This window comes from Bacillus toyonensis BCT-7112 (genome assembly GCF_000496285.1).
Taxonomy (GTDB): Bacteria; Bacillota; Bacilli; order Bacillales; family Bacillaceae_G; genus Bacillus_A; species Bacillus_A toyonensis.
Window position 1 is genome coordinate 2,604,476 of the sequence record NC_022781.1, and the last position, 25,525, is coordinate 2,630,000.

Consider the following 25,525-nt stretch of genomic DNA (forward strand, 5'->3'; position numbering starts at 1 on the left):
CCTTGTTTAATTTATTTTTATTGTTCACTAACATGAACTTTTACTTTTGCTGTTACTTGCGGATGCAATTTTACAGTCACATTTGTATAACCTAATGCACGAATTGCATCATCCATTTCAAATTTACGTTTATCAAGTTTGATTTTATGTGATTTTTGCATTGCGTCTACGATTTGTTTGCTTGTGATAGAACCAAATAAACGGCCACCTTCCCCAGATTTCGCCTTCAGTTCCACAGTTAATTTCTCTAAAGTTTCTTTCAGCTCTTTTGCATTCTCAAGCTCTGCTGCTGCATCTTTTTCTTCTTTACGCTTTTGAGCTTCTAAAGTTTTCATACTGCTGTTTGTCGCTTCAGCAGCTAATCCTTGTTTTAGTAAAAAGTTATTTGCATAACCATCTGGTACGTTTTTTATTTCTCCTTTTTTACCTTTACCTTTTACGTCTTTTAGAAAAATTACTTTCATGATTGTGTGCCTCCCTGTAAATAGTCATCAATAACAAATCGAAGCTTCTCCTCAGCTTCATCTACTGTAACATTTTTCATTTGTGTGGCTGCATTCGTCAAATGCCCGCCACCTCCTAGATTCTCCATAATTAGCTGCACATTCACTTCACCTAAAGACCTGCCGCTAATTCCAATGAAATTCTCCCCACGTTTCGCTATAACAAATGATGCAATAATACCCGTCATCGTTAATAGCGTGTCCGCTGATTGTGCAATAAGCACTTGATCGTAATAGTCATCACTATCAACTTTTGCAATAGCAATTCCATTTTTATAAATGTACGCATTTTTAATAGCTTTTGCAACTCGTAAATACTGATTCATATCTTCTTTTAACAATTCTTGTACAAGTACAGTATCTGCACCATGCGAGCGTAAATAAGAAGCTGCATCAAACGTACGAGCACCCGTCCGGAACGTAAAACTTTTCGTATCAACAATAATACCAGCTAACAATGCCGTCGCTTCTAACATTGTCATCTTTAAATTTTTCGGTTGATACTCAAGTAATTCTGTAACAAGTTCTGCCGTCGAAGAAGCATATGGTTCCATGTAAACAAGTAATGGATCTTCAATAAAATCTTCTCCACGACGATGATGGTCAATCACCACTACATTTTCAATTTTACGAACCAGTTTTTCCTCCATCACCATAGAAGGCTTATGTGTATCCACAACAACAAGTAAGGACTCATCATTTGCAAATTCCATCGCTTGATCTGGGGTAATAAAATGAGACCATAGTTCTTCATTTTGTTTCACTTTATCCATCAGACGTTTAATTCCCTTATCGGAATCATTTTCATCTAACACAATATATCCTTTGCGCTCATTTAATTGAGCTACCTTTAAAATACCAATCGCAGCACCAATTGCATCCATATCAGGGGCCCTATGTCCCATTATAATGACATTACTACTTTCTAATACTAAATCCTTCAATGCATGCGAAATAACTCTAGCACGTACACGAGTACGCTTTTCAACTGGATTTGTTTTACCGCCGTAAAATTTAACTTTACCTGTCGCTTGTTTAATAGCTACTTGATCCCCACCACGTCCAAGCGCAAGGTCTAAACCAGATTGAGCCATTGCTCCAAGCTCTGATAAAGGCATATCACCTGATCCGACACCCACACTTAACGTAAGTGGTATATTCCTTTTAGATGTTTCTTCACGCACTTGATCTAAAATGTTAAACTTGCCTTTCTCCATTTGTGCTAAAATACTTTCATTTAGTACAACGAAGAACCTCTCTGAAGATGCACGTTTTAAATAAGCGCCATACTTAACGGCCCATTCATTTAGACGTGACGTCACAAGACTTGTTATATTCGTACGTAATTGATCATCTAATCCTTGTGTAACTTCATCATAGTTATCTAAATAAATAACAGCTAAAACAGTGCGTTGATCTTCATACATCTTTTCAATTTCTGTTTGTTCCGTTACATCAAAGAAATAAATTAGCTTTTCTTCTTTCCTTACAAAAACACGGAACTTTCGATTATTTAAAGAAACTATATCGTCAGAAGTTTCCCCCTTAATAAAAAGGAGTAATGTTTCTGATACATCGTAAAGGTGCCAACCGGCTAATGCATGCTGTCCCAAACATGATGATAAATAAGGATTTGCCCAATCAATCCCATAATCCTTATTGTATAACAAAATACCAATTGGCATTTGGTTAAATGCTTCATTACTCACTTTCTTTACCCTTGTAATCATATCTGTCGTATGTTTTTCAAAATTTCTTTGGAAAGTAAGTTCGAATCGTATAACGACAAAAAGTACAATACAAAAGATAAAAAAGGCTGATATTCCCATAATTAAATGAAAGTAACAGAGGAGTGAAATTAGCACAAATACAAAAAATGCCAATACATAAACAGGATATAAAAACCACTGTTTCTTATAAAATTCAGGCATGTATACAACTCCTATAAAGTAAAACTAACTCACCTTCCAGTTAGTTTTACAGATTAAAATAGTATAAGGAATATTATTTTATCCCCCTATTTTAGAACGCAATGAAATCCCTAAGTCAATTATACCTAAGATTGTTACAAGAGGAAACATCATCGGAATAAACATGCATACAATAAAACTAATAATAGGAACACCTTTAGTAAATCCTTTTCTATGCGCTAAAAAGGTGATAAATGTCAGACCTTGCAGTACGAGCAATAGTGCAAATATGACATATAGGTTGGAAAATACCATATATAAATATGATGCTGGTTCTACCTTTATAAAAGTTGCTAACAAAATAAATATAACGTAATACCAGACAATGCTCTTTGGCAATTGTATATCTTTAAATTTAGGCCAAGATATAACGTCATACTTTAACTTCCTCAAGACACTACCCGATAGGAGCACTGTAATCCAAGAAAAACAAACAGAAACCATTACAAGTAAACTCGGGAATAGTGTTTGTAATATCTCATTGAATTGTCCAAATAACTCTTTTTGTTCTTTACTAATTGGCATACCTGCAGCGCTTACCATCTTTTCACTTTGCGCCATACTTTCATTAAACATATTTTGTATTTGCTTCATTAAATCTATGTTAAAAAACTTTATACTTGCAACATAAATGAGCACAAAACCAATTAAATATGCAAGGGTTCCTGCCATCAAGATCTCTATTGGCTTTTTTCTTTTTTTATACATGGATCCTAAAACAATCCCTATCAATCCAAACATTATTGTCTTCACTAGATTCAAGGGCTGGCTCACAATAACGGTAATAAAAAGCGCAGCTGTAAAAATTATAAAAGCATTGGATAACCTATATTTTATCGTAAACAATATAAACGGTAATGGTAATGCGAAAGTTACAACTGTACCTAAAACCGGAACGTATAAAGACACAAGCAATAATATCGCGTATATAGCTAATAACGCTGCGCCTTCAGTAATAAATTTTGTTTGTTTCATGATTTAACCTCTCTTTCAAAAAAGAAAAGCATAGCAAAATGCACAGTAGAGTCCGACTCTACTGTGCATTTCATACGCTATTATTCACCAACATATGGTAAAAGTGCCATTTGACGAGCACGTTTAATTGCAACTGTAAGTTTGCGTTGGTATTTTGCGCTTGTTCCTGTTACACGACGAGGTAAAATTTTACCACGTTCAGAAACGAAACGTTTTAATAAATCAACATCTTTATAGTCAATGCGAGTGATGCCGTTAGATGTGAAGAAACACACCTTACGACGTTTCGCACGTCCACCTTTGCGTCCTGCCATGTCTATTCCCTCCATTCTTTGTTAAAAATAGCCGATTCATACCATTAAAATGGTAAATCGTCGTCCGAAATGTCAATCGGTTGACCAACATTCGAAAATGGATCGTCATTCTTCGTAAATCCAGAGTTTCCAGTGTTACCTGAGTTGCCTGAATTACTAGATTGACCAAATGGGTTAGAGCTTTGGTTACCGAAACCAGCTCCTGATGGTTGCTGATTGAATGAACCACGTTGCTCCCCACCGCCATTACGCGGCTCTAAAAATTGTACGCTCTCCGCAAGAACTTCTGTTACATATACACGTTTACCATCTTGTCCATCGTAATTACGAGTTTGAAGACGTCCGTCTACGCCTGCTAAGCTACCTTTTTTCAAATAATTTGCCACGTTTTCTGCTTGTTTACGCCATATTACACAATTAATAAAGTCAGCTTCACGCTCACCTTGTTGATTCGCAAATGCGCGATTCACAGCTAACGTAAAAGTAGCTACTGCAACACCATTGGGCGTGTAACGTAAGTCAGGGTCCTTAGTTAAACGACCAACGAGGATAACACGATTCATCAATCGAACCACTCTCCCTTATATATCAATTATTTTTCTTCTTCTTTAACAACGATATGACGAAGGATATCTTCGTTGATCTTAGCTAAACGGTCGAATTCGTTAATCGCTTCTGCGTTAGAGTTCACGTTTAAGATCATGTAGAAACCTTCACGTAAGTCGTTGATTTCGTAAGCTAAACGACGCTTACCCCACTCTTTCGTGTTAATGATTTCTGCACCATTGTTTGTTAAAACACCTGCAAAACGTTCAACTAAAGCTTTTTGAGCTTCTTCTTCAACGCCAGGACGAATGATGTACATAATTTCGTACTTTCTCATTACACTTTCACCTCCTTTTGGTCTAAACGGCCCATAATGGGCAAGGAGCAATTAATTTATAGTAATTACTCACGAGTTTAGATTATATCATAGTAAGTTATATGAATCAACTCACCAATACGTAAAAAACTTGGCAAACACATAATATATTTGCCAAGTTCATATCTTTATTTTTCCTAGGAAATATTAAATTAAACGTTAAAACGGAAGTGCATAACATCTCCGTCTTTTACGATATACTCTTTTCCTTCTAAACGTACTTTTCCAGCTTCTTTTGCAGCTGTCATAGAACCGTTTGTCATTAAATCATCATAAGAAACTGTTTCTGCGCGAATAAATCCACGCTCAAAGTCTGTATGAATTACGCCCGCACATTGTGGTGCTTTCATACCTTGTTTAAACGTCCATGCACGCACTTCTTGCACACCAGCTGTGAAGTAAGTAGCAAGTCCTAATAAGTCATATGCAGCACGGATTAACTGATCTAAACCAGATTCTTCAATGCCTAGTTCTTCCAGGAATACTTTTTTCTCTTCCTCATCTAACTCAGCGATTTCTGATTCAATTTTTGCACATACAACAATTACTTGTGAATTTTCATTTGCTGCAAATTCTTTTACCATTTGTACGTATTTATTTTCAGAAGGATCCATAATATCATCTTCACTTACGTTTGCTACGTATAGCATTTCTTTCGTTGTAAGTAAATGAAGGCCTTTAACAATCTTCATTTGCTCTTCTGTAAATTCAACAGTACGAGCTGGTTTCCCCTCTTCGAAAGCTTCTTTTAAACGCACTAAAATTTCATGCTCATATACTGCTTCTTTATCTTTTTGTCTTGCTAATTTCGCAACACGCTCGATACGTTTATCAACAGACTCTAAGTCTGCTAAGATTAGCTCTAAGTTGATTGTTTCAATATCATCAATTGGATCTACTTTTCCTGAAACGTGCGTAATATTTTCGTCTTCAAAACAACGAACAACTTGGCAAATTGCATCTACTTGGCGAATGTGAGATAAGAATTTATTTCCTAACCCTTCGCCCTTACTTGCACCTTTTACGATACCTGCAATATCAGTAAACTCAAATACAGTCGGAACAGTCTTTTTCGGTTCTACTAATTCCGTTAATTTATTTAAACGCTCATCTGGTACTTCTACAATTCCTACGTTTGGATCAATTGTACAGAATGGATAGTTCGCAGATTCTGCTCCTGCTTGTGTAATTGCATTAAATAAAGTGGACTTCCCTACGTTAGGTAATCCAACAATCCCAGCCGTTAATCCCATATTTTTCACTCCTATGTCTCAATCTTTCATCATTATAGATAGTAACGAAAAAAATGACAAGTTTCCTCCAAACGAAAAAAGCAACAGCCACCTACTGCAACTGTTACTTTTTCTCTATTCTTCGTGCTTCACAAGTATTTTTTTCACCTTACGATCAAACTCTCTTCGAGGAATCATTACTGAATGGTCACATCCCTCGCACTTAATGCGGATATCCATTCCCATACGAATAATTTTCCAACGATTCTCACCACATGGGTGGGCTTTCTTCATTTCCACAACGTCGTACAAGTTATATTCCTTTTGCTCCACTCTCCAAACCCCTCTCGATACTAAAGTGCTTTTCCACTAACCAGTTCTTCACGATTATATAAAACCATACGTGGATATGGAATTTCAATTCCATGTAAATCTAGACGATTTTTAATCTCTTTACGAAGTGCTCTTGCAATAACTGCATGTTGCATCGGTTCTACTTCAGCAATAACGCGTAATATAACTTCTGATGCAGCTAATGTTTGCACACCTAATAATTGAGGCGTCGTTACCATTTTTTCGTATTGTGCAGGTAACTCTATTAATAAATCCTCAATAACTTGCTCTGCTTTCGCAATGTCAGCCTCATATGAAATAGATACATCAACAAATGCTACACTATTACTAACTGAGTAGTTAGTAACTTGAACAATACTTCCGTTTGGTAAAGTATGAATTTCACCTGTCCAACTCTTTACTTTCGTTGTACGAAGTCCAATTTCTAAAACGACTCCTTCAAATTGACCGATTTTAACATAATCGCCAACTGAAAACTGATCTTCTAGCAAAATAAATAAACCTGTAATAACGTCTTTCACTAAACTTTGAGCACCAAATCCGACTGCTAAACCAATTACCCCGGCACCCGCTAATAAACCTGATGCATTAATATTAAACACACCTAAAATCGCAATTAGCATAATGAACATAACAACGTATGCTACAATATTTTCAAGTAATTTCGCTACCGTAACTGTACGACGTTCTGAAATTTGGATTGGAGAACGGCTCCCCATGCGAAACGCATTTCGTACAACCGCTCTTGCAACTCGCACAACAACTGCACCAATTGTTAAAATAATACATATTTTTAATGTCGCAACTCCAATATGAGCCCAACGATCAGCATCCAATAAATACTGTTTCGTAGAATTAAACCACTTCGTTAATAAATCCATGTATCTCTACCTCTCCAGCCAAAATTTCTTTTTAGTTATTCTTCTTATTGTATCAGAAGTCTCTCTGATTGCTGAAAAAATTTATAACTTTAATTGCATTTGTTAACTTCTATCCAGGTATAAAATGGAACGAATATATATATACTAGTACTATTATTTCCGTTTTCATTTACATTTTGCAAAAAGTACGCACTTATAGTTTTCCATTTTATTCGCCATATAACATATTTTGAAAATTTATTAAAAGGATGGGTGCTTCATGAATATTGGAAGTTTTCGCTTACCTTTTTTCGAAAAAGAAACTCAAAATGTTATGCACCAAGACTTAGAAGCCTCCGAGACAATCAGTAACTTCTTGCTTTCCCATATTCCTATTCAAACTAATATACCACTTATTCTCGTTTGTATCGGAACAGATCGTTCCACCGGTGATGCACTCGGCCCATTAGTTGGCACTAAGCTAGAACAAGTAGAAATCAAAAACTTCCAAGTGTTCGGCACACTAGATGAACCAGTGCATGCACTGAATCTAGAAGAGAAAATTCAAAATATACAGAAAGAAAATCCTACTTCCTTTATAATTGCCGTTGATGCATGTTTAGGAAAGTCTCAAAATATCGGTTCAATTACTACTGGAAAAGGACCTAGTAAACCTGGTGCTGCGATGAATAAGAAATTACCTGCAGTTGGTGATTTGCATATACACGGCATCGTCAATTTAAATGGTTTTATGGAGTTTTTTGTTCTTCAAAATACGAGATTAAGTTTAGTGATGAAAATGGCCGATGTAATCGCACAAAGTATAAAAGAGACGGATCAAAAATTATCTGCATTAAAAAAAGCAAACCATCTATAAATAATAAGATGGTTTGCTTTTTAATTTTTATGTGATAATAATTCTAAAATACGATTTAAATCTTCTTTATTAAAAAATTCAATTTCGATTTTACCTTTTTCTTTTTTCGTCTCTTTAATTTTCACATCTGTGCCAAACTTTTCTCTTAAGAACGTTTCACGTTCTACGAAAAATATATTTCGCTCTTTTTTCACTTGTTTTGTTTCACGTGAAACGTGTTGATTAATCTCTTGGACGATTTTCTCTAATTGACGAACATTTAATCCTTCTTTTTCAATGCGTTTCAATAAGGACTTCAATTGTTCTTCATCTTTGATTGTAAGTAAAGTTCTCCCATGAGCCATTGAAAGTTGACCATTTGCAATCATATCTTGTACGAAAGAAGGGAGGCTTAATAACCGAGTATAGTTTGCAATGTAAGGTCTACTTTTACCAAGACGTTTCGCTAATTGTTCTTGCGTTACATTTAGCTCATTCATTAACATCTGGTATGCCATTGCCTCTTCCATCGGATTTAAATCTTCTCGTTGTAAGTTTTCTAACAAAGCAAATTCCATCATTTGCTGCTCGTTTAATTGCCTTACAACGGCAGGTACCTTTTCAAGTCCAGCCTCTTTGGCAGCACGATATCTTCTTTCACCTGCAACAATTTCATATCCTTTAATACTCTTTCTAGCAATTAACGGTTGTAATATGCCGTGTTCTTTAATAGAAGCCGCTAATTCCTCAATCGCAGCTTTATTAAAGTGCTTACGCGGTTGGTATGGATTCGGCCTTAATTCAGTTACGATAATCTCCTGAATCGTTTCTTCTTCTTTCACATCTAAATCAGGAAAAAACACATTAATCCCTCTTCCTAAACCTTTAGCCACCTGCAATCACTTCCTCTGCTAAATCTATATATACTTCTGCCCCTCTTGATTTAGCGTCATACTGCATAATCGGTTTCCCATGACTTGGTGCCTCACTTAAGCGAACATTACGTGGAATAATGGAACGGTATACTTTATCCCTAAAGTATTTCTTCACTTCATCTATAACTTGAATCCCTAAATTTGTACGGGCATCTAGCATTGTTAACAATACACCTTGAATTGCTAGATCTTTATTTAAATGTTTTTGTACAAGTCGAACTGTATTTAATAGCTGACTTAATCCTTCGAGTGCGTAATATTCACACTGAACAGGAATAATAACAGAATCTGCTGCTGTTAATGCATTAATCGTTAATAACCCTAAAGACGGGGGACAGTCGATAATAATGTAATCATATTCATCACGAACTGGCTGTAATGCCCTTTGCAAACGTACTTCCCGGGAAATAGTCGGTACCAATTCAATTTCAGCACCAGCCAATTGAATTGTAGCGGGTAGAACATCTAAGTTTTCAGTTGCGGTTTTCCGTATAACTCCCTGAACATCTGCATCTTCCACAAGAACATTGTAAATACATTGGTCTAATTCTGACTTTTCAATTCCCACACCAGTCGTTGCATTTCCTTGAGCATCAATATCTACGAGAAGGACTTTCTTACCTACTTGCGCCAATCCAGCCCCTAAATTAACAGATGTTGTTGTTTTTCCAACACCGCCTTTTTGATTAGCAATAGCAATGATTTTTCCCATGATGTCACCTACTTTCAACCTTTCTATCTTATTCTAGTAACAATTACGTTTATTGTAACATGAAATAAAAGTTTTTCTTTTCCGTCCTTATTAAACTTCAAAATTTATTTCTAAACTCCTTCTTCATTAACAAGAAAATATAGCAAAAGAGACCTCTCCAGTAGGATAAGGTCTCTAACACATCATTATTATTTTTTCTTCGGAACTTTAATCGTAATTTGATAGTACTCATCAAATTCTTCTTCCTCAGAATTAACATTTAAACCACTGTCAGCCACCATTTGTAATGATTGCCTAATTGTATTCATAGCAATTCTCGCGTCTCGGCTTACTGCTTTTTGCTTCGCCTTGCGCTTCGGTTTTACTTCTTCTAGTAATTTCGCGATTCGTTCCTCTGTTTGTTTTACATTGAGTTGTTTTTCCACAATTTCTTGTAAAACTTTCAGTTGTAATTCCTCATTTTTTAAAGGAATGAGAGCACGAGCATGACGTTCTGTAATACTTTTTTCTAACAATGCACTTTTTATTTCTTCAGGCAACTTTAACAATCGCAACTTATTTGCGATTGTAGATTGTCCTTTTCCAAGTCGTTGTGCCAATGCTTCTTGCGTTAAATTATGTAACTCAATCAGCTTTTGATATGCCACAGCTTCCTCGATTGCTGTTAATTCCTCACGTTGCAAATTTTCAATTAACGCTACAGAAGCCGTCTCTGTATCATTTAAGTTCTTTATGATCGCAGGGACCTTTTCCCAGCCTAACTTCGTTGCTGCGCGAAAACGTCTTTCTCCAGCAATAATCTCGTACTTATCATCCTCATACTGCCTCACAACAATCGGCTGAATGAGCCCGTGTGTACGAATCGTTAATGCCAACTCGTCGATACGTGCATCGTCAAAAACCGTTCGTGGTTGATAACGATTAGGAGTAATATTTACGATCGGAATTTCTTGTATTTCTTCATATACCTTTTTATCTATTTCTTCATGGCTTTCGTCTTGTAATTCGAATTCGCTCTCTTTATCTCCAAAGCCAAATAAACGAGAAAACGTATTTTTCATACATATTCCACCACCTTTTAGGCCTATTGACTATTCTACATAAAATGTTTCCTATGAAACATTTACGTTTTCATTTATATAATTTAATCTTACGTCTAATAAGATTTATTTTTCAATAGGTAATTTATTGGGTGTTCCCGGTTTGCGTGGATATTTCTTTGGTGTCTTGCGCTTTTTCTCGATTAATAAAATATTACGTTCACTTTCTTCAAACGGTAATTGGAACGTAGACATCTCTTTTAACTCTCCGCCAAGCACCTCTAAAGCATACTTGCCATTTTCAATTTCTTCGTTTGCTGCTGCACCCTTCATCGCAATGAATGTTCCTCCGACTTTTACAAGTGGTAAACATAGCTCACTTAATACAGAAAGACGCGCAACTGCACGTGCCATTACAATATCATACGATTCACGTACACCTTCTTTTTTCCCAAATGTTTCAGCACGATCGTGACAAAATGCAACGTCACTTAATTCTAGCTTTTGTGCTAAATGATTTAAGAAATTAATACGTTTTTGCAATGAGTCTACAATTGTTACTTTTAAGTGCGGGAAACAGATTTTTAAAGGAATACTTGGGAATCCAGCCCCTGCACCAACATCACAAATTGAGAATGGTTTTGAAAAATCATAATAAAAAGCAGCTGTAATAGAATCAAAAAAGTGTTTTAAGTATACTTCTTCTTTTTCCGTAATAGCCGTTAAGTTCATTTTTTCATTCCACTCTACTAATGTTTCAAAGTAGATTTTGAACTGCTCTAACTGCCTAGAAGAGAGGGTAATACCCTTCTCTTCTAGCATAGATTGAAATTGTTCTATGTTCATCTAGCGATAGCTCCTTACTATTTATTGGTTCGATACGCGCGCAATTTTTCCTTGTTCAATATACACAAGTAAAATGGAAATATCTGCTGGATTTACGCCGGAAATACGTGAAGCCTGCCCCATTGAAAGTGGACGAACATCTTTCAATTTCTGTCTAGCTTCTGAAGCAAGGCTAGAAATTGCATCATAATCAATATCCACAGGGATTTTTTTATTTTCCATTTTCTTCATACGCTCTACTTGCTGTAATGATTTTTCAATATATCCTTCGTACTTAGTCTGAATTTCAACTTGTTCCGTAACTTCATCACTTAATTCTACTTCGCTTGGTACTAAAAGATGAATATGCTCATATGTCATCTCTGGACGACGTAATAAGTCACTTGCACGTATTCCGTCTTTCAATTCACTTCCACCAATGCTACGAATTAATTCTTGAACTTCAGGACGTGGTTTAATAATAATGCTACCTAAACGTTCCTTTTCCTGTTCAATTTGTAACTTTTTATTTGTAAATCGCTCATAGCGCTCTTCTTTAATTAATCCGATTTCACGACCAACTTCAGTTAAACGAAGATCCGCATTATCGTGGCGTAATAATAGACGGTACTCTGCACGAGATGTTAATAAACGATATGGTTCATTTGTACCTTTCGTTACAAGATCATCAATTAAGACACCAATATAAGCATCCTCGCGCCCTAAAATAACTTCTTTTTTACCTAAAGATCGACATGCCGCATTAATTCCAGCCATAAGCCCTTGTCCTGCCGCTTCTTCGTAACCAGAAGTTCCGTTAATTTGTCCTGCTGTATATAAATTTTTAATGTTTTTCGTTTCAAGTGTTGGCCATAATTGCGTTGGCACAATTGCATCATACTCAATTGCATAACCTGTACGCATCATTTCGACATTTTCCAGCCCCGGGATTGTTCTAAGCATGTCACGCTGTACATCTTCTGGTAAGCTTGTAGATAGACCTTGTACGTATACTTCTTGCGTATTGCGTCCCTCTGGCTCTAAGAAAATTTGATGACGTGGTTTATCATTAAATCTTACTACTTTATCTTCAATAGAAGGACAGTATCTAGGTCCTGTTCCTTTAATCATACCAGAATACATAGCTGAACGATGTAAATTTTCATCTATTAAACGATGTGTTTCCGTACTTGTATATGTCAACCAACATGGAATTTGATCCATAATAAATTTCGTCGTTTCAAAAGAGAACGCACGTGGTTTATCATCACCCGGTTGAATTTCTGTTTTACTGTAGTCAATTGTATTGCTGTTTACACGAGGAGGTGTACCTGTTTTAAATCTAACAAGATCAAATCCAAGCTCCTCTAAATGCTCAGATAATGTAATAGATGGTTGCTGATTATTTGGACCGCTCGAATATTTTAAATCACCCATAATAATCTCACCACGTAAAAATGTTCCAGTTGTAATTACGACTGTTTTTGCTGTATATTCAGCACCCGCTTGCGTAATTACCCCTTTACATACGCCATCTTCAACGATTAAACGCTCTACCATTCCTTGGAACAAAGTTAAATTTGGTGTTTCTTCAATTGTTTTCTTTAATTCATGTTGGTAAGAGAACTTATCTGCTTGTGCTCGAAGTGCACGTACAGCTGGTCCTTTACCTGTATTTAACATACGCATTTGAATATGCGTTTTATCAATATTGCGTCCCATTTCTCCGCCTAATGCATCAATTTCACGAACAACAATCCCTTTTGCTGGTCCACCAACAGAAGGGTTACATGGCATAAACGCTACCATATCTAAATTAATTGTTAACATTAATGTTTTGGAGCCCATTCGTGCTGCCGCAAGACCAGCTTCACATCCTGCATGACCTGCACCGATTACTATAACATCGTATGAACCGGCATTGTATCCCATTATTTATTCCTCCTAATAATCTCTATCTTTCTGAAACATCGCCATATTATTTTCCTAAACAAAATTGAGAGAACAACTGGTCAATTAAGCTTTCATGGACAGTATCACCAGTAATTTCACCAAGTATTTCCCACGTTCTCGTTAAATCAATTTGTACCATATCAATCGGAACACCATTTTCTATTGCCTCAATTGCATCTCCAATTGTCTTTTCTGCTTGTGTTAATAGTCCGATATGCCTTGCGTTAGAAACATATGTCATATCTGCAGAATCAATTGTTCCTTCAAAGAATAGCTCAGCTATCGCCTGTTCAAGCTCATCTATTCCTTGCTCCTCGATTAAGGATGTTGTAATAACACGATTTCCCGCAGCCAATTCTGCAACACGTTCCATATCAATTCCTTGCGGTAAATCCGTCTTATTCACAATAACAATGAAATCTTTTCCTTGTACCGCACGGAATAAATCTTCATCTTCATTTGTTAAAGCCTCACTATAATTTACGACAATTAACACTAAATCTGCTTGGCTCATCATTTCTTTTGAACGTTCTACCCCAATTCGTTCAACAACATCTTCCGTTTCACGAATCCCGGCTGTGTCTATAAGTTTAAGTGGTACACCACGCACATTAACGTACTCTTCAATAACATCACGAGTTGTTCCTGCAATATCAGTTACAATTGCCTTTTTCTCTTGAACGAGACTATTTAATAGCGATGACTTCCCAACGTTAGGTCTACCGATGATTGCAGTAGCAATACCTTCACGTAAAATCTTCCCTTGCTTCGATGTTTCTAATATTTTTGCAATTTCAGCACGAACATGTGTCGCTTTCTCAATTAAAATATTATGTGTCATCTCTTCCACATCATCATATTCTGGGTAATCTATGTTTACCTCAACATGAGCTAGCGTTTCTAATATGTCCTGACGCAGGCGGCCAATTAATTTAGATAATCGCCCCTCCATTTGATTAATCGCTACGTTCATTGCACGATCTGTTTTTGCACGGATTAAGTCCATGACAGCTTCTGCTTGTGATAAATCAATACGACCATTTAAAAAAGCACGTTTTGTAAATTCACCAGGCTCTGCTAATCGTACTCCTTGCGCTAAAATAAGCTGCAATACTTTATTTACCGAAACAAGTCCACCGTGGCAGTTAATTTCTACTATATTTTCGCGTGTAAAAGTTCTTGGTGCACGCATAATAGACACCATAACTTCTTCAATAACTTGATTTGTATCTAAATCAACAATATGACCATAATGAATTGTGTGAGAAGGAACCTCTGTTAAGTCCTTCCCTTTAAAAATACGATTAACTTTTTCAACCGCATCATCCCCACTTACTCGAACAATGGCAATTGCGCCCTCTCCAAGCGCTGTGGAAATCGCAGCAATTGTATCAAATTCCATGTCCTTTCACCTCACTTGCTTATTTATCTCTATTTCAACACGATTATTTTCTTCACTAAATTATTAGAATACCATAACGAACCTATCTACAAAAGAATAATAACTCATTTTATTATGTCCTCATGTAAAAAACACTAAACTTATTCACAGTGGATAAGTTTAGTGTTTTTAGTTATCCACATCTGTTTTCCCCTCAAAAAAACCGGCACTCATTTGAGTAACCGGTCATTTGGAAGATATTACAACATGCCGATGTGGTTCATTTCCTTCAGAAGTTGTATTGATATCTTGATGATTAGATAATGCTTGATGGATAATTTTTCGTTCAAAAGATGGCATCGGCTCTAAAACAACTCTTTTTTCGTTTTAGACACTTGTTTTGCTAATCGATAAGAAAGCGATTCTAACGTACTTTTTCTTTTACTACGATAATTTTCAGCATCTAGTGTGATACCAATATACTGTTTCGTATGGCGATTCGCGACAAGTTTTGTCAAATACTGTAAAGAGTTCAACGTATTACCTCTTTTTCCAATTAAAACACCTACATTATCACCAGAAATTGTAAATTCAACTTCGCGTCCCTTTACAATTTTACTAATCTCGACTTCCACACCCATGTTGCGAATAACATTTTTTAAATACTCTTCACATTCTTGAATGGGATCTTTCTTCAATACAACTTCTACTACTGCAGGACGATTCCCAAATAAGCCTAGGAATCCCCTTTTACCCTCATCGATAATATTTATATCAACTTGATCTTTTGAAGTGTTTAATTGCCTTAAAGCATCTTCTACTGCCAGCTCGACTGTTTGTCCTTTAGCAGTAATTACACTCACTTACCTGCTCCTCCAGCCTTACTAGCCTTAATTTCTGGCCCTTTGATAAAGTACATTTGAGCGATACCAAAGATATTACCAACAACCCAGTAAAGTGATAATGCCGCTGGGAAGTTAATTGCAAAGATTAAAATCATAATCGGCATAAGCCAAATCATCATTGCCATTTGTGGATTTTGACCAGCAGTTCCTGCCATTGCAAGCTTTTGCTGAATAAATGTCGTAATCGCTGCAACAACCGGTAAGATATAGTAAGGGTCTGCCTGTCCTAAATCAAACCATAAAAATGTATGTTTACTAATTTCTGATGTTCTCATAATCGCATGATAAAATGCGAATAAAATAGGCATCTGAACAAATATTGGTAAACAACCGGCTAATGGATTTATACCATTTTTTTGATATAACTGCATCATTTCTTGTTGTAATTTTTGCTGTGTTGCTTGATCTTTAGAGCTATGTTTTTCTTTTAACTTCACCATTTCTGGTTGTAATGCTTGCATTGCTTTCGTACTCTTCGTTTGTTTGATCATTAGTGGTAATAATGCAAAACGAATGATAAGAGTTGTAACGACGATTGCTAAACCATAATTCTTACCGAATAATTCAGCAAAATACGTAATTAACTGAGATAGTGGATATACAAAATATTCATTCCAAATCCCAGTGCTTTTCGGTGTAATTGGCTGATTTACTTCACTACAGCCAGCAGTAATTGCCATTAACGCAACAACCATGGCTAGTAAACCTAATTTCTTTTTCAAAGCCTACTCCTCCTTGTATCGGTATGTATATAGTGTAATTCATTTCCTTACGCTACTTTTTTATTTTTTTCATACCAGAGCGTTTAAAGACATGAATTAAGCTTTTCTTTACTTCTTCATATGTCATCTCTGCACAAGGCTTCCTTGCTATTATAACAAAATCTTTTCCAGAATCTATCTCATCTTTCAATTCTGTAATGGACTGACGGATCATACGCTTAATTCGATTACGAACTACTGCGTTTCCTATCTTCTTGCTAACAGAAAGACCGATGCGAAAATTTGGCTGTTCTTCTTTATTTAGTTGGTATACAACAAACTGACGGTTCGCATTTGATTTTCCTTTTTGAAAAACCTCCTGGAATTCATCATTCTTCTTTATACGATTTTTTTTCTTCATATCAATTGACACTCCTGTATTTCATCAGCGGAAATTCACTATTATTAGAAAAAAAGACCACTGAACGATCAGTGGTCTACGCAGATAATACTTTTCTTCCTTTACGACGACGAGCTGCTAGCACTTTACGTCCGTTCGCTGTGCTCATACGGCTGCGGAAACCATGTACTTTGCTGCGCTTACGTTTATTTGGTTGGTAAGTTCTTTTCATTATATGACACCTCCCTGAGGAATATCTGTTAAAGACAGTCTTATAAATTATAGTTAATCAACTAGGAAAATGTCAATGGTTCTCGAAATTTTCATCAAATATTCATTTTGAACCTGTTCACATTCTTTTTCACAGTTCTTATATTTCCTTGTGGATAAATGTTTTTTTATGTTTTTTATATCCACAAACTTTTTTCTTACTTTTACACAGTATATCGTATTGTGGACAAGTTTATTCCACAAGGTATTGATTTTGTGGATAACTTTCTTAATTTCATTGCTATAGCTACTTTTTTTTGATATTATAGTTGTGTTTTCACTTTGAATAAGTTTCCCACATGTTTATTTTATCCACAATTTGTGTATAACATGTGGACAGTTTTAATCACATGTGGGTAAATAGTTGTCCACATTTGCTTTTTTTGTCGAAAACCCTATCTCATATACAAACGACGTTTTTAGGTTTTAAAAGACGTTTCGTATAAATATACATTCACTATTTATTGGGTTGTACATTTGTTGCGCAACCTTATTCTTTTACCATCTTAGTAAAGGAGGGACACCTTTGGAAAACATCTCTGATTTATGGAATAGTGCCTTAAAAGAACTTGAAAAAAAGGTCAGTAAACCTAGTTATGAAACGTGGTTGAAGTCAACAACAGCACATAACTTAAAGAAAGACGTATTAACGATTACAGCTCCAAATGAATTTGCTCGTGATTGGCTAGAATCTCATTACTCAGAACTCATTTCGGAAACACTTTATGATTTAACAGGGGCAAAATTGGCTATTCGCTTTATTATTCCCCAAAGTCAAGCTGAAGAGGATATCGATCTTCCTCCTATAAAAAAAAATCGAGCACAAGATGATTCTACTCATTTACCACAGAGCATGTTAAATCCAAAATATACATTTGATACATTTGTTATTGGCTCTGGTAACCGTTTTGCCCATGCTGCTTCATTAGCTGTAGCTGAGGCTCCAGCTAAAGCATATAATCCTCTCTTTATTTACGGGGGCGTTGGGCTTGGAAAGACGCATTTAATGCATGCGATCGGTCATTATGTAATTGAACACAATCCAAACGCGAAAGTTGTATATTTATCATCCGAAAAATTTACAAATGAATTCATTAACTCTATTCGTGATAATAAAGCAGTCGATTTTCGTAATAAATATCGCAATGTAGATGTTTTATTGATAGATGATATTCAATTTCTTGCTGGAAAAGAACAAACTCAAGAAGAGTTTTTCCATACATTTAATGCATTACACGAAGAAAGCAAACAAATTGTAATTTCAAGTGATCGGCCACCAAAAGAAATTCCAACTTTAGAAGATCGTCTTCGTTCTCGCTTTGAATGGGGACTCATTACGGACATTACGCCACCAGATTTAGAGACGCGAATTGCGATTTTACGTAAAAAAGCAAAAGCTGAAGGACTTGATATACCAAACGAGGTTATGCTGTATATCGCAAATCAAATCGATTCAAACATTCGTGAATTAGAAGGTGCGCTCATCCGAGTTGTAGCTTATTCATCTTTAATTAACAAAGATATTAATGCTGATTTAGCAGCTGAAGCACTTAAAGATATTATTCCAAATTCTAAACCAAAAATTATTTCTATTTATGATATCCAAAAAGCTGTCGGGGGCGTTTACCAAGTAAAATTAGAAGATTTTAAAGCGAAAAAGCGTACAAAATCAGTTGCGTTTCCTCGTCAAATTGCAATGTATTTATCACGCGAACTTACAGATTCCTCTTTACCTAAAATAGGTGAAGAATTTGGTGGACGTGACCATACAACCGTTATCCATGCCCATGAAAAAATTTCTAAGCTACTAAAAACGGATACGCAATTGCAAAAACAAGTCGAAGAAATTAATGATATTTTAAAGTAGTAGCTGAATAGTGTGAATAACTCTCCTTGTTTTACGCACAGTCTATCCACATGTAGATAGACTGTTTTTACATCTTTCAACGGGGTTATCCACATATCCACAAGCCCTATTACTATTACTACTATTTTTTATCTTTATTAATTAAATAAAATCTTATACTTACCGGAGGTTTTTCTTTATGCGTTTTACAATACAAAAAGACTATCTTGTAAGAAGTGTACAGGATGTAATGAAGGCTGTTTCTTCTCGTACAACAATTCCAATTCTTACAGGAATTAAAGTTGTCGCTACTGAAGAAGGGGTTACATTAACAGGAAGCGATGCAAACATCTCTATTGAATCCTTTATTCCCGTCGAAGAGGACGGAAAAGAGATTGTAGAAATAGGACAATCAGGAAGTATTGTTTTACAAGCAAAATATTTTAGTGAGATCGTAAAAAAACTACCGAAAGACACTGTCGAAATTTCTGTGGAAAATCATTTTATGACAAAAATAAAATCTGGAAAATCAGAGTTTAACTTAAATGGTTTAGATTCTGCTGAATATCCATTATTACCACAGATTGAAGAACATCATGTTTTTAAGATTCCAACAGACTTACTTAAACATATGATTAGACAAACTGTATTTGCAGTTTCTACTTCGGAAACAAGACCGATCTTGACAGGTGTAAACTGGAAGGTATATAACAGCGAATTAATTTGTATTGCAACAGATAGTCACAGACTAGCACTTCGAAAAGCAAAAATCGAAGGATATAATATTGCAGATGCGTTTCAAGCAAATGTTGTAATTCCAGGTAAGAGCCTAAATGAATTAAGTAAAATTCTAGATGAGTCGGAAGAAATGGTAGATATCGTTATTACGGAGTATCAAGTATTATTCCGTACAAAACATTTATTATTCTTCTCAAGATTGTTAGAAGGAAATTATCCTGATACAACACGTCTAATTCCAGCAGAGAGTAAGACGGATATTTTTGTGAATACAAAAGAATTTCTACAGGCTATTGATCGTGCTTCACTATTAGCAAGGGACGGCCGCAATAATGTTGTAAAATTATCAACGTTAGAACAAAAAATGTTGGAAATCTCTTCTAATTCTCCGGAAATCGGAAAAGTAGTGGAAGAAGTTCAATGTGAAAACGTAGATGGAGAAGAATTAAAAATATCTTTTAGTGCAAAATATATGATGGATGCATTAAAAGCTTTAGATAGTACAGAGATTAAGATTAGCTTTACTGGGGCAATGAGACCATTCTTAATTCGTACAGTAAATGATGATTCAATTACTCAATTAATTTTACCAGTTCGTACTTACTAGATAGAAAATAAGGGTTGCTAGTTTAAAGATGCTAGTAGCCCTTATTTGATTTTGGGGTATTACTTTCCTAATGCTAGTTTATTTAGTACAATGAAAGAATGAACACTTTGAGAAAGTGAGCGATTTTATGAAACGTATTAAAATTTCAACAGAGTATATTACACTAGGACAATTTTTAAAGTTAGCTGATGTAATCGATACAGGTGGCGCTGTAAAATGGTTTTTACAAGAATATGAAGTGTACGTGAATCAAGAACTTGAAAACAGAAGAGGTCGCAAGTTATATGCGAACGATATTATTGAAATTCCGGGTAGCGGAACTTTCCAAGTTCAGGCATAAAGGGGGAGCCCTTTGTTTATTTCAGAAATACAATTAAAAAACTATCGCAATTATGAAAAATTAGAGCTTTCCTTTGAAGATAAAGTGAATGTAATTATCGGCGAAAATGCGCAAGGGAAAACAAATTTGATGGAAGCTATTTATGTGTTAGCGATGGCGAAATCTCATAGAACCTCCAATGACCGCGAGCTTATCCGTTGGGATGAAGATTTCGGTCAAATTAAAGGGAAATTACAAAAGAGAAATAGTTCTTTGTCTTTAGAATTAAATATTTCGAAAAAAGGTAAAAAGGCAAAATTAAATCAACTTGAACAACAAAAGTTGAGTCAATATATTGGCGAAATGAATGTTGTCATGTTTGCCCCAGAAGATTTAAATCTTGTAAAAGGAAGCCCTCAAGTAAGAAGACGCTTTTTAGATATGGAATTAGGACAAATAGCTCCTGTTTATTTGTATGAATTAAGTCAATATCAAAAAGTGCTCACGCAACGAAACCACTTGCTAAAAAAAATGCAAGGGAATAGTAAAAATGAGGAAACGATGTTGGATGTATTTACACTGCAACTGATTGAACACGGTGCAAAAATATTGCAAAAGCGTTTTGATTTTTTACATTTACTGCAAGAATGGGCAGCCCCAATTCATCGTGGTATAAGCCGTGGATTAGAAGAATTAGAAATTATTTATAAACCAAGTGTAGATGTATCAGAATCAATGGATTTGTCGAAAATAAAAGAAGTATACTATGAAAGTTTTCAATCTGTGAAACAACGTGAAATTTTCCGTGGTACGACTTTAATTGGTCCTCATCGTGATGATTTACAATTCTTCGTTAATAGTAAAAATGTTCAAGTCTTTGGTTCGCAAGGACAACAACGAACGACTGCACTATCCCTAAAATTAGCTGAAATTGAATTGATTTATTCAGAGGTTAAAGAATATCCAATCCTTTTGCTGGATGATGTTTTATCAGAATTAGACGATTATCGTCAATCACATCTGTTAAATACAATTCAAGGAAAGGTGCAAACATTTGTTACAACGACGAGTGTCGACGGAATTGAACACGAAACATTGAAAGATGCGAAAACAATTCATGTAACGAACGGCACGGTAGATTGTGAAATAGATAGGGCATAAACCCCTGTTTAAATGGAAAAGTAGGTGATCTTTGTGTCAATGGAACAAAAACAAATGCAAGAAAATGCATATGATGAAAGTCAGATACAGGTACTTGAAGGACTAGAGGCAGTTCGGAAACGTCCAGGTATGTATATTGGATCTACGAGTGGGAAAGGACTTCACCACCTTGTATGGGAAATTGTTGATAATAGTATCGATGAAGCATTAGCAGGATATTGCGATGAAATTAACGTTAGTATTGAAGAAGATAATAGTATTCTTGTAACGGATAATGGCCGTGGTATCCCAGTTGGTATACAAGAAAAAATGGGACGTCCTGCAGTTGAGGTTATTATGACTGTCCTCCACGCTGGTGGTAAATTTGGCGGTGGCGGTTATAAGGTTTCTGGTGGTTTGCATGGTGTTGGTGCATCTGTTGTAAATGCCTTGTCAACAGAACTAGAAGTATTTGTACATCGTGACGGTAAAATTCATTACCAAAAATACGAAAGAGGTATTCCGGTTGCAGATTTAAAAGTCATCGGTGATACAGATAAAACTGGAACAATAACTCGCTTTAAACCGGATCCAGAAATTTTTAAAGAGACGACAGAATATGAATTTGATACGCTAGCGACTCGTATGCGTGAGTTGGCGTTTTTAAATCGTAATATTAAATTAACAATTGAAGATAAACGTGAACATAAACAAAAGAAAGAGTTCCACTATGAAGGTGGAATTAAATCATATGTTGAACATTTAAATCGTTCAAAACAACCAATTCATGAAGAGCCTGTATATGTAGAGGGTTCAAAAGATGGTATTCAAGTTGAAGTTGCGCTTCAATATAACGAAGGATATACAAATCATATTTACTCATTTACAAATAATATTCATACGTATGAAGGTGGTACACATGAGGTAGGATTTAAAACTGCCCTAACACGTGTGATTAACGATTATGGCCGTAAAAATAACATTTTAAAAGATGCGGATAGTAATTTAACTGGTGAAGATGTTCGTGAAGGTTTAACAGCAATCGTGTCAATTAAACATCCAAATCCACAATTCGAAGGGCAAACGAAGACGAAACTTGGAAATAGTGAAGCGAGAACGATTACGGAGTCAGTATTCTCAGAGGCTTTTGAAAAGTTCTTACTGGAAAATCCCAATGTTGCACGTAAAGTTGTAGATAAAGGAACGATGGCAGCGCGTGCGCGTGTAGCAGCTAAAAAGGCTCGTGAGCTAACTCGCCGAAAGAGTGCTTTAGAAGTTTCAAGTTTACCAGGGAAATTGGCAGACTGTTCTTCTAAAGATCCCGCAATTAGTGAAATTTATATCGTAGAGGGTGACTCTGCGGGTGGATCTGCAAAACAAGGACGCGATCGTCATTTCCAAGCGATTTTACCGCTGAAAGGTAAAATTATTAATGTTGAAAAAGCACGCTTAGATAAAATTTTATCAAATGATGAAGTTCGTACAATTATTACGGCGATCGGTACAAATATCGGTGGAGACTTCGATATTGAAAAAGCACGCTATCATAAAGTTATTATTATGACCGATGCCGATGTTGATGGTGCGCATATTCGTACCCTATTATTAACGTTCTTCTATCGTTATATGCGTCAAATCATTGAGTGTGGCTATATATATATTGCGCAGCCACCTTTGTTTAAAGTACAACAAGGTAAAAAAATTCAATATGCTTATAACGATAAAGAACTTGAAAAGATATTAGCTGAGCTACCAGCCCAGCCGAAACCAGGAATTCAACGTTATAAAGGTCTTGGAGAAATGAATCCAACTCAGCTATGGGAGACGACAATGGATCCAGAAGTACGTTCGTTACTTCAAGTTTCTCTTCAAGATGCAATAGAAGCAGACGAAACGTTTGAAATTTTAATGGGTGATAAAGTGGAACCACGTCGTAACTTTATCCAAGAGAATGCAAAATACGTGAAAAACCTTGATATTTAAATGAGTAATGACAGGAATCTAAGTATTCCTGTCTTCTACATATAAATCAATGTATGTGTAACGGAAATGTAAGAGGAGGTGCTCGTTGATGTCAGACAATCAACAACAAGCACGAATTCGAGAAATTAATATTAGTCATGAAATGCGTACCTCATTTTTAGATTACGCAATGAGTGTTATCGTATCTCGTGCATTACCAGATGTTCGTGATGGATTAAAACCTGTGCATCGTAGGGTTTTATATGCGATGAATGATTTAGGAATTACAGCTGATAAAGCGTATAAGAAATCAGCACGTATTGTTGGTGAAGTAATTGGTAAGTATCACCCCCACGGTGATTCAGCTGTTTATGAAACGATGGTACGTATGGCGCAAGATTTCAGTCAACGTTATATGCTTGTTGATGGGCATGGTAACTTCGGTTCTGTAGATGGAGATTCAGCAGCGGCAATGCGTTATACAGAGGCAAGAATGTCTAAGATTTCTATGGAATTAATACGTGATATTTCAAAAAATACAATTGATTATCAAGATAACTACGATGGTTCGGAAAGAGAGCCGATTGTATTACCAGCGCGTTTCCCTAATTTATTAGTAAACGGTACGACAGGTATTGCTGTTGGTATGGCAACAAATATCCCGCCGCATCAGCTTGGCGAAGTAATTGATGGTGTGCTGGCATTAAGTCATAACCCTGATATTACTATCGCGGAATTGATGGAATATATTCCTGGGCCAGACTTTCCGACGGCAGGTTTAATTTTAGGGCGAAGTGGAATTCGAAGAGCTTACGAAACAGGTCGCGGTTCTATTATGCTTCGTGCTAAGGTTGAAATTGAAGAGAAGTCAAACGGTAAACAATCTATTATCGTAACGGAACTACCTTATCAAGTTAATAAGGCACGATTAATTGAAAAAATCGCAGAATTAGTTCGCGATAAGAAAATTGAAGGTATTACAGATTTACGTGATGAATCAGATCGTAATGGTATGCGTATCGTTATGGAAGTACGTCGTGATGCTAATGCTAATGTACTATTAAATAATTTATATAAACATACAGCGCTTCAAACAAGTTTTGGTATTAATATGTTATCTCTTGTAAATGGAGAGCCTCAAGTACTAAATTTAAAACAAAACTTATATCATTATTTGGAGCACCAGAAGGTAGTAATCCGTAGACGTACTGCTTATGAATTAGAAAAAGCAGAGGCACGTGCTCATATTTTAGAAGGATTACGAATTGCTTTAGATCATCTTGATGAAGTTATTACGTTAATTCGTAGTTCAAAAACGGCAGATATTGCAAAGCAGGGCTTAATGGAACGTTTCGGTTTAAGTGAGAAACAAGCGCAAGCGATTTTAGACATGCGTCTGCAACGCTTAACTGGATTAGAACGTGAAAAAATCGAGCAAGAATATCAAGACTTAATGAAGTTAATTGCTGAATTAAAAGCGATTTTAGCAGATGAAGAGAAAGTTCTTGAGATTATTCGTGAAGAATTAACAGAAGTAAAAGAACGTTTCAATGATAAGAGACGAACAGAAATTACAATTGGCGGTATGGAATTTATTGAAGATGAAGATTTAATTCCTGAGCAAAACATTGCGATTACGTTAACTCATAACGGTTATATTAAGAGGTTGCCAGCTTCTACGTACAAAACACAGAACCGCGGGGGACGTGGTGTACAAGGAATGGGTACGAATGATGATGACTTTGTTGAACATTTATTAACAACGTCCACTCATGATCATATTTTATTCTTTACAAACAAGGGTA

Annotated in this window: 25 protein-coding genes and 1 pseudogene (1 of these 26 only partly in view); 7 read left to right on the forward strand and 19 right to left on the reverse strand. The window is 35.8% G+C overall.

Annotated features, from left to right (window positions below; all coding sequences use genetic code 11):
* Positions 1–17 precede the first annotated feature (17 nt).
* The 9 genes from rplI to BTOYO_RS13465 all read right to left on the reverse strand — a co-directional run bounded on the left by rplI (position 18) and on the right by BTOYO_RS13465 (position 7,151).
* Positions 18–464, reverse strand: a complete 447-nt coding sequence (gene rplI / locus BTOYO_RS13425; protein ID WP_000864222.1) for a 50S ribosomal protein L9 — start codon at positions 462–464, stop codon at positions 18–20.
* A complete protein-coding gene (locus tag BTOYO_RS13430; protein WP_001113905.1) occupies positions 461–2,434 on the reverse strand; it encodes a DHH family phosphoesterase in 1,974 nt (657 codons plus the stop codon). Before BTOYO_RS13430 ends, rplI begins: the two co-directional genes overlap by 4 nt.
* Before the next feature lie 78 nt (positions 2,435–2,512).
* The gene (locus BTOYO_RS13435; RefSeq protein WP_000814850.1) at positions 2,513–3,448 is read right to left on the reverse strand and encodes a YybS family protein; all 936 of its coding nucleotides are present in this window, start codon (positions 3,446–3,448) and stop codon (positions 2,513–2,515) included.
* Between the two features lie 80 nt (positions 3,449–3,528).
* Positions 3,529–3,762, reverse strand: coding sequence for a 30S ribosomal protein S18 (gene rpsR / locus BTOYO_RS13440; RefSeq protein WP_000918874.1), 234 nt, complete (start codon positions 3,760–3,762; stop codon positions 3,529–3,531).
* 44 nt (positions 3,763–3,806) lie between these two features.
* Complete coding sequence (gene ssb, locus BTOYO_RS13445; RefSeq protein ID WP_000981965.1) at positions 3,807–4,328, reverse strand: single-stranded DNA-binding protein; 522 nt, start codon at positions 4,326–4,328, stop codon at positions 3,807–3,809.
* Positions 4,329–4,354: 26 nt separating this feature from the next.
* Positions 4,355–4,645 carry a 30S ribosomal protein S6 gene (gene rpsF / locus BTOYO_RS13450; RefSeq protein ID WP_001233781.1) on the reverse strand — a complete coding sequence of 97 codons (291 nt, stop codon included), beginning with the start codon at positions 4,643–4,645 and terminating at the stop codon, positions 4,355–4,357.
* Positions 4,646–4,836: 191 nt separating this feature from the next.
* The gene (gene ychF, locus BTOYO_RS13455; protein ID WP_000524664.1) at positions 4,837–5,937 is read right to left on the reverse strand and encodes a redox-regulated ATPase YchF; all 1,101 of its coding nucleotides are present in this window, start codon (positions 5,935–5,937) and stop codon (positions 4,837–4,839) included.
* 114 nt (positions 5,938–6,051) lie between these two features.
* Positions 6,052–6,210 carry a DUF951 domain-containing protein gene (locus BTOYO_RS13460; protein WP_153580223.1) on the reverse strand — a complete coding sequence of 53 codons (159 nt, stop codon included), beginning with the start codon at positions 6,208–6,210 and terminating at the stop codon, positions 6,052–6,054.
* Between the two features lie 59 nt (positions 6,211–6,269).
* Positions 6,270–7,151 (reverse strand): mechanosensitive ion channel family protein, encoded by an 882-nt coding sequence (locus BTOYO_RS13465; protein ID WP_000365117.1) that lies wholly within the window; start codon positions 7,149–7,151, stop codon positions 6,270–6,272.
* A gap of 259 nt (positions 7,152–7,410) precedes the next feature.
* On the opposite strand from BTOYO_RS13465, the gene yyaC reads away from it, so the two are divergent.
* Entirely contained in the window at positions 7,411–8,007 is a 597-nt protein-coding gene (yyaC, locus tag BTOYO_RS13470) for a spore protease YyaC (protein ID WP_001020736.1), read from the forward strand.
* Between the two features lie 20 nt (positions 8,008–8,027).
* On the opposite strand, the gene spo0J is transcribed toward yyaC, so the two are convergent.
* From spo0J to rpmH, 10 genes and pseudogenes are all read right to left on the reverse strand, one after another.
* A complete protein-coding gene (gene spo0J, locus BTOYO_RS13475) occupies positions 8,028–8,879 on the reverse strand; it encodes a stage 0 sporulation protein Spo0J (RefSeq protein WP_001051819.1) in 852 nt (283 codons plus the stop codon).
* Positions 8,872–9,633: a sporulation initiation inhibitor protein Soj gene (soj, locus tag BTOYO_RS13480; RefSeq protein ID WP_000516116.1), complete on the reverse strand. Its 762-nt coding sequence runs from the start codon at positions 9,631–9,633 to the stop codon at positions 8,872–8,874. Before soj ends, spo0J begins: the two co-directional genes overlap by 8 nt.
* Positions 9,634–9,821: 188 nt before the next feature.
* A complete protein-coding gene (gene noc / locus BTOYO_RS13485) occupies positions 9,822–10,694 on the reverse strand; it encodes a nucleoid occlusion protein (protein WP_000799019.1) in 873 nt (290 codons plus the stop codon).
* A gap of 105 nt (positions 10,695–10,799) precedes the next feature.
* On the reverse strand, positions 10,800–11,519 hold the full coding sequence (gene rsmG, locus BTOYO_RS13490) for a 16S rRNA (guanine(527)-N(7))-methyltransferase RsmG (protein WP_001019628.1): 720 nt from the start codon (positions 11,517–11,519) through the stop codon (positions 10,800–10,802).
* A gap of 21 nt (positions 11,520–11,540) precedes the next feature.
* Positions 11,541–13,430 (reverse strand): tRNA uridine-5-carboxymethylaminomethyl(34) synthesis enzyme MnmG, encoded by a 1,890-nt coding sequence (mnmG, locus tag BTOYO_RS13495; protein ID WP_000541048.1) that lies wholly within the window; start codon positions 13,428–13,430, stop codon positions 11,541–11,543.
* 46 nt (positions 13,431–13,476) lie between these two features.
* On the reverse strand, positions 13,477–14,853 hold the full coding sequence (mnmE, locus tag BTOYO_RS13500) for a tRNA uridine-5-carboxymethylaminomethyl(34) synthesis GTPase MnmE (RefSeq protein WP_000393771.1): 1,377 nt from the start codon (positions 14,851–14,853) through the stop codon (positions 13,477–13,479).
* A gap of 225 nt (positions 14,854–15,078) precedes the next feature.
* Positions 15,079–15,695: pseudogene (gene jag, locus BTOYO_RS13505) on the reverse strand (RNA-binding cell elongation regulator Jag/EloR).
* Positions 15,692–16,459, reverse strand: coding sequence for a YidC family membrane integrase SpoIIIJ (gene spoIIIJ, locus BTOYO_RS13510; RefSeq protein WP_000727742.1), 768 nt, complete (start codon positions 16,457–16,459; stop codon positions 15,692–15,694). Before spoIIIJ ends, jag begins: the two are co-directional and overlap by 4 nt.
* Positions 16,460–16,511: 52 nt before the next feature.
* Entirely contained in the window at positions 16,512–16,859 is a 348-nt protein-coding gene (gene rnpA, locus BTOYO_RS13515; RefSeq protein ID WP_000728890.1) for a ribonuclease P protein component, read from the reverse strand.
* Positions 16,860–16,935: 76 nt separating this feature from the next.
* A complete protein-coding gene (rpmH, locus tag BTOYO_RS13520; protein WP_000831901.1) occupies positions 16,936–17,070 on the reverse strand; it encodes a 50S ribosomal protein L34 in 135 nt (44 codons plus the stop codon).
* Between the two features lie 564 nt (positions 17,071–17,634).
* Between rpmH and dnaA the strand changes: the two genes are divergently transcribed.
* From dnaA to gyrA, 6 genes are all read left to right on the forward strand, one after another.
* Entirely contained in the window at positions 17,635–18,975 is a 1,341-nt protein-coding gene (gene dnaA, locus BTOYO_RS13525; protein WP_000428014.1) for a chromosomal replication initiator protein DnaA, read from the forward strand.
* Between the two features lie 178 nt (positions 18,976–19,153).
* Positions 19,154–20,299: a DNA polymerase III subunit beta gene (gene dnaN / locus BTOYO_RS13530; RefSeq protein WP_001212897.1), complete on the forward strand. Its 1,146-nt coding sequence runs from the start codon at positions 19,154–19,156 to the stop codon at positions 20,297–20,299.
* A gap of 127 nt (positions 20,300–20,426) precedes the next feature.
* Positions 20,427–20,639 (forward strand): S4 domain-containing protein YaaA, encoded by a 213-nt coding sequence (yaaA, locus tag BTOYO_RS13535; protein WP_000821369.1) that lies wholly within the window; start codon positions 20,427–20,429, stop codon positions 20,637–20,639.
* A 12-nt stretch (positions 20,640–20,651) separates the two neighbouring features.
* Positions 20,652–21,779, forward strand: a complete 1,128-nt coding sequence (gene recF / locus BTOYO_RS13540) for a DNA replication/repair protein RecF (RefSeq protein ID WP_000470741.1) — start codon at positions 20,652–20,654, stop codon at positions 21,777–21,779.
* A gap of 39 nt (positions 21,780–21,818) precedes the next feature.
* Positions 21,819–23,741, forward strand: a complete 1,923-nt coding sequence (gyrB, locus tag BTOYO_RS13545; RefSeq protein WP_000435980.1) for a DNA topoisomerase (ATP-hydrolyzing) subunit B — start codon at positions 21,819–21,821, stop codon at positions 23,739–23,741.
* Positions 23,742–23,829: 88 nt separating this feature from the next.
* Positions 23,830–25,525, forward strand: partial view of a DNA gyrase subunit A gene (gene gyrA / locus BTOYO_RS13550; RefSeq protein WP_001282862.1) — the 5' portion only. Its footprint extends 776 nt past the window's final position; the window shows 1,696 of its 2,472 coding nt (coding positions 1–1,696); it begins with the start codon at positions 23,830–23,832; its stop codon lies beyond the right edge, outside the window.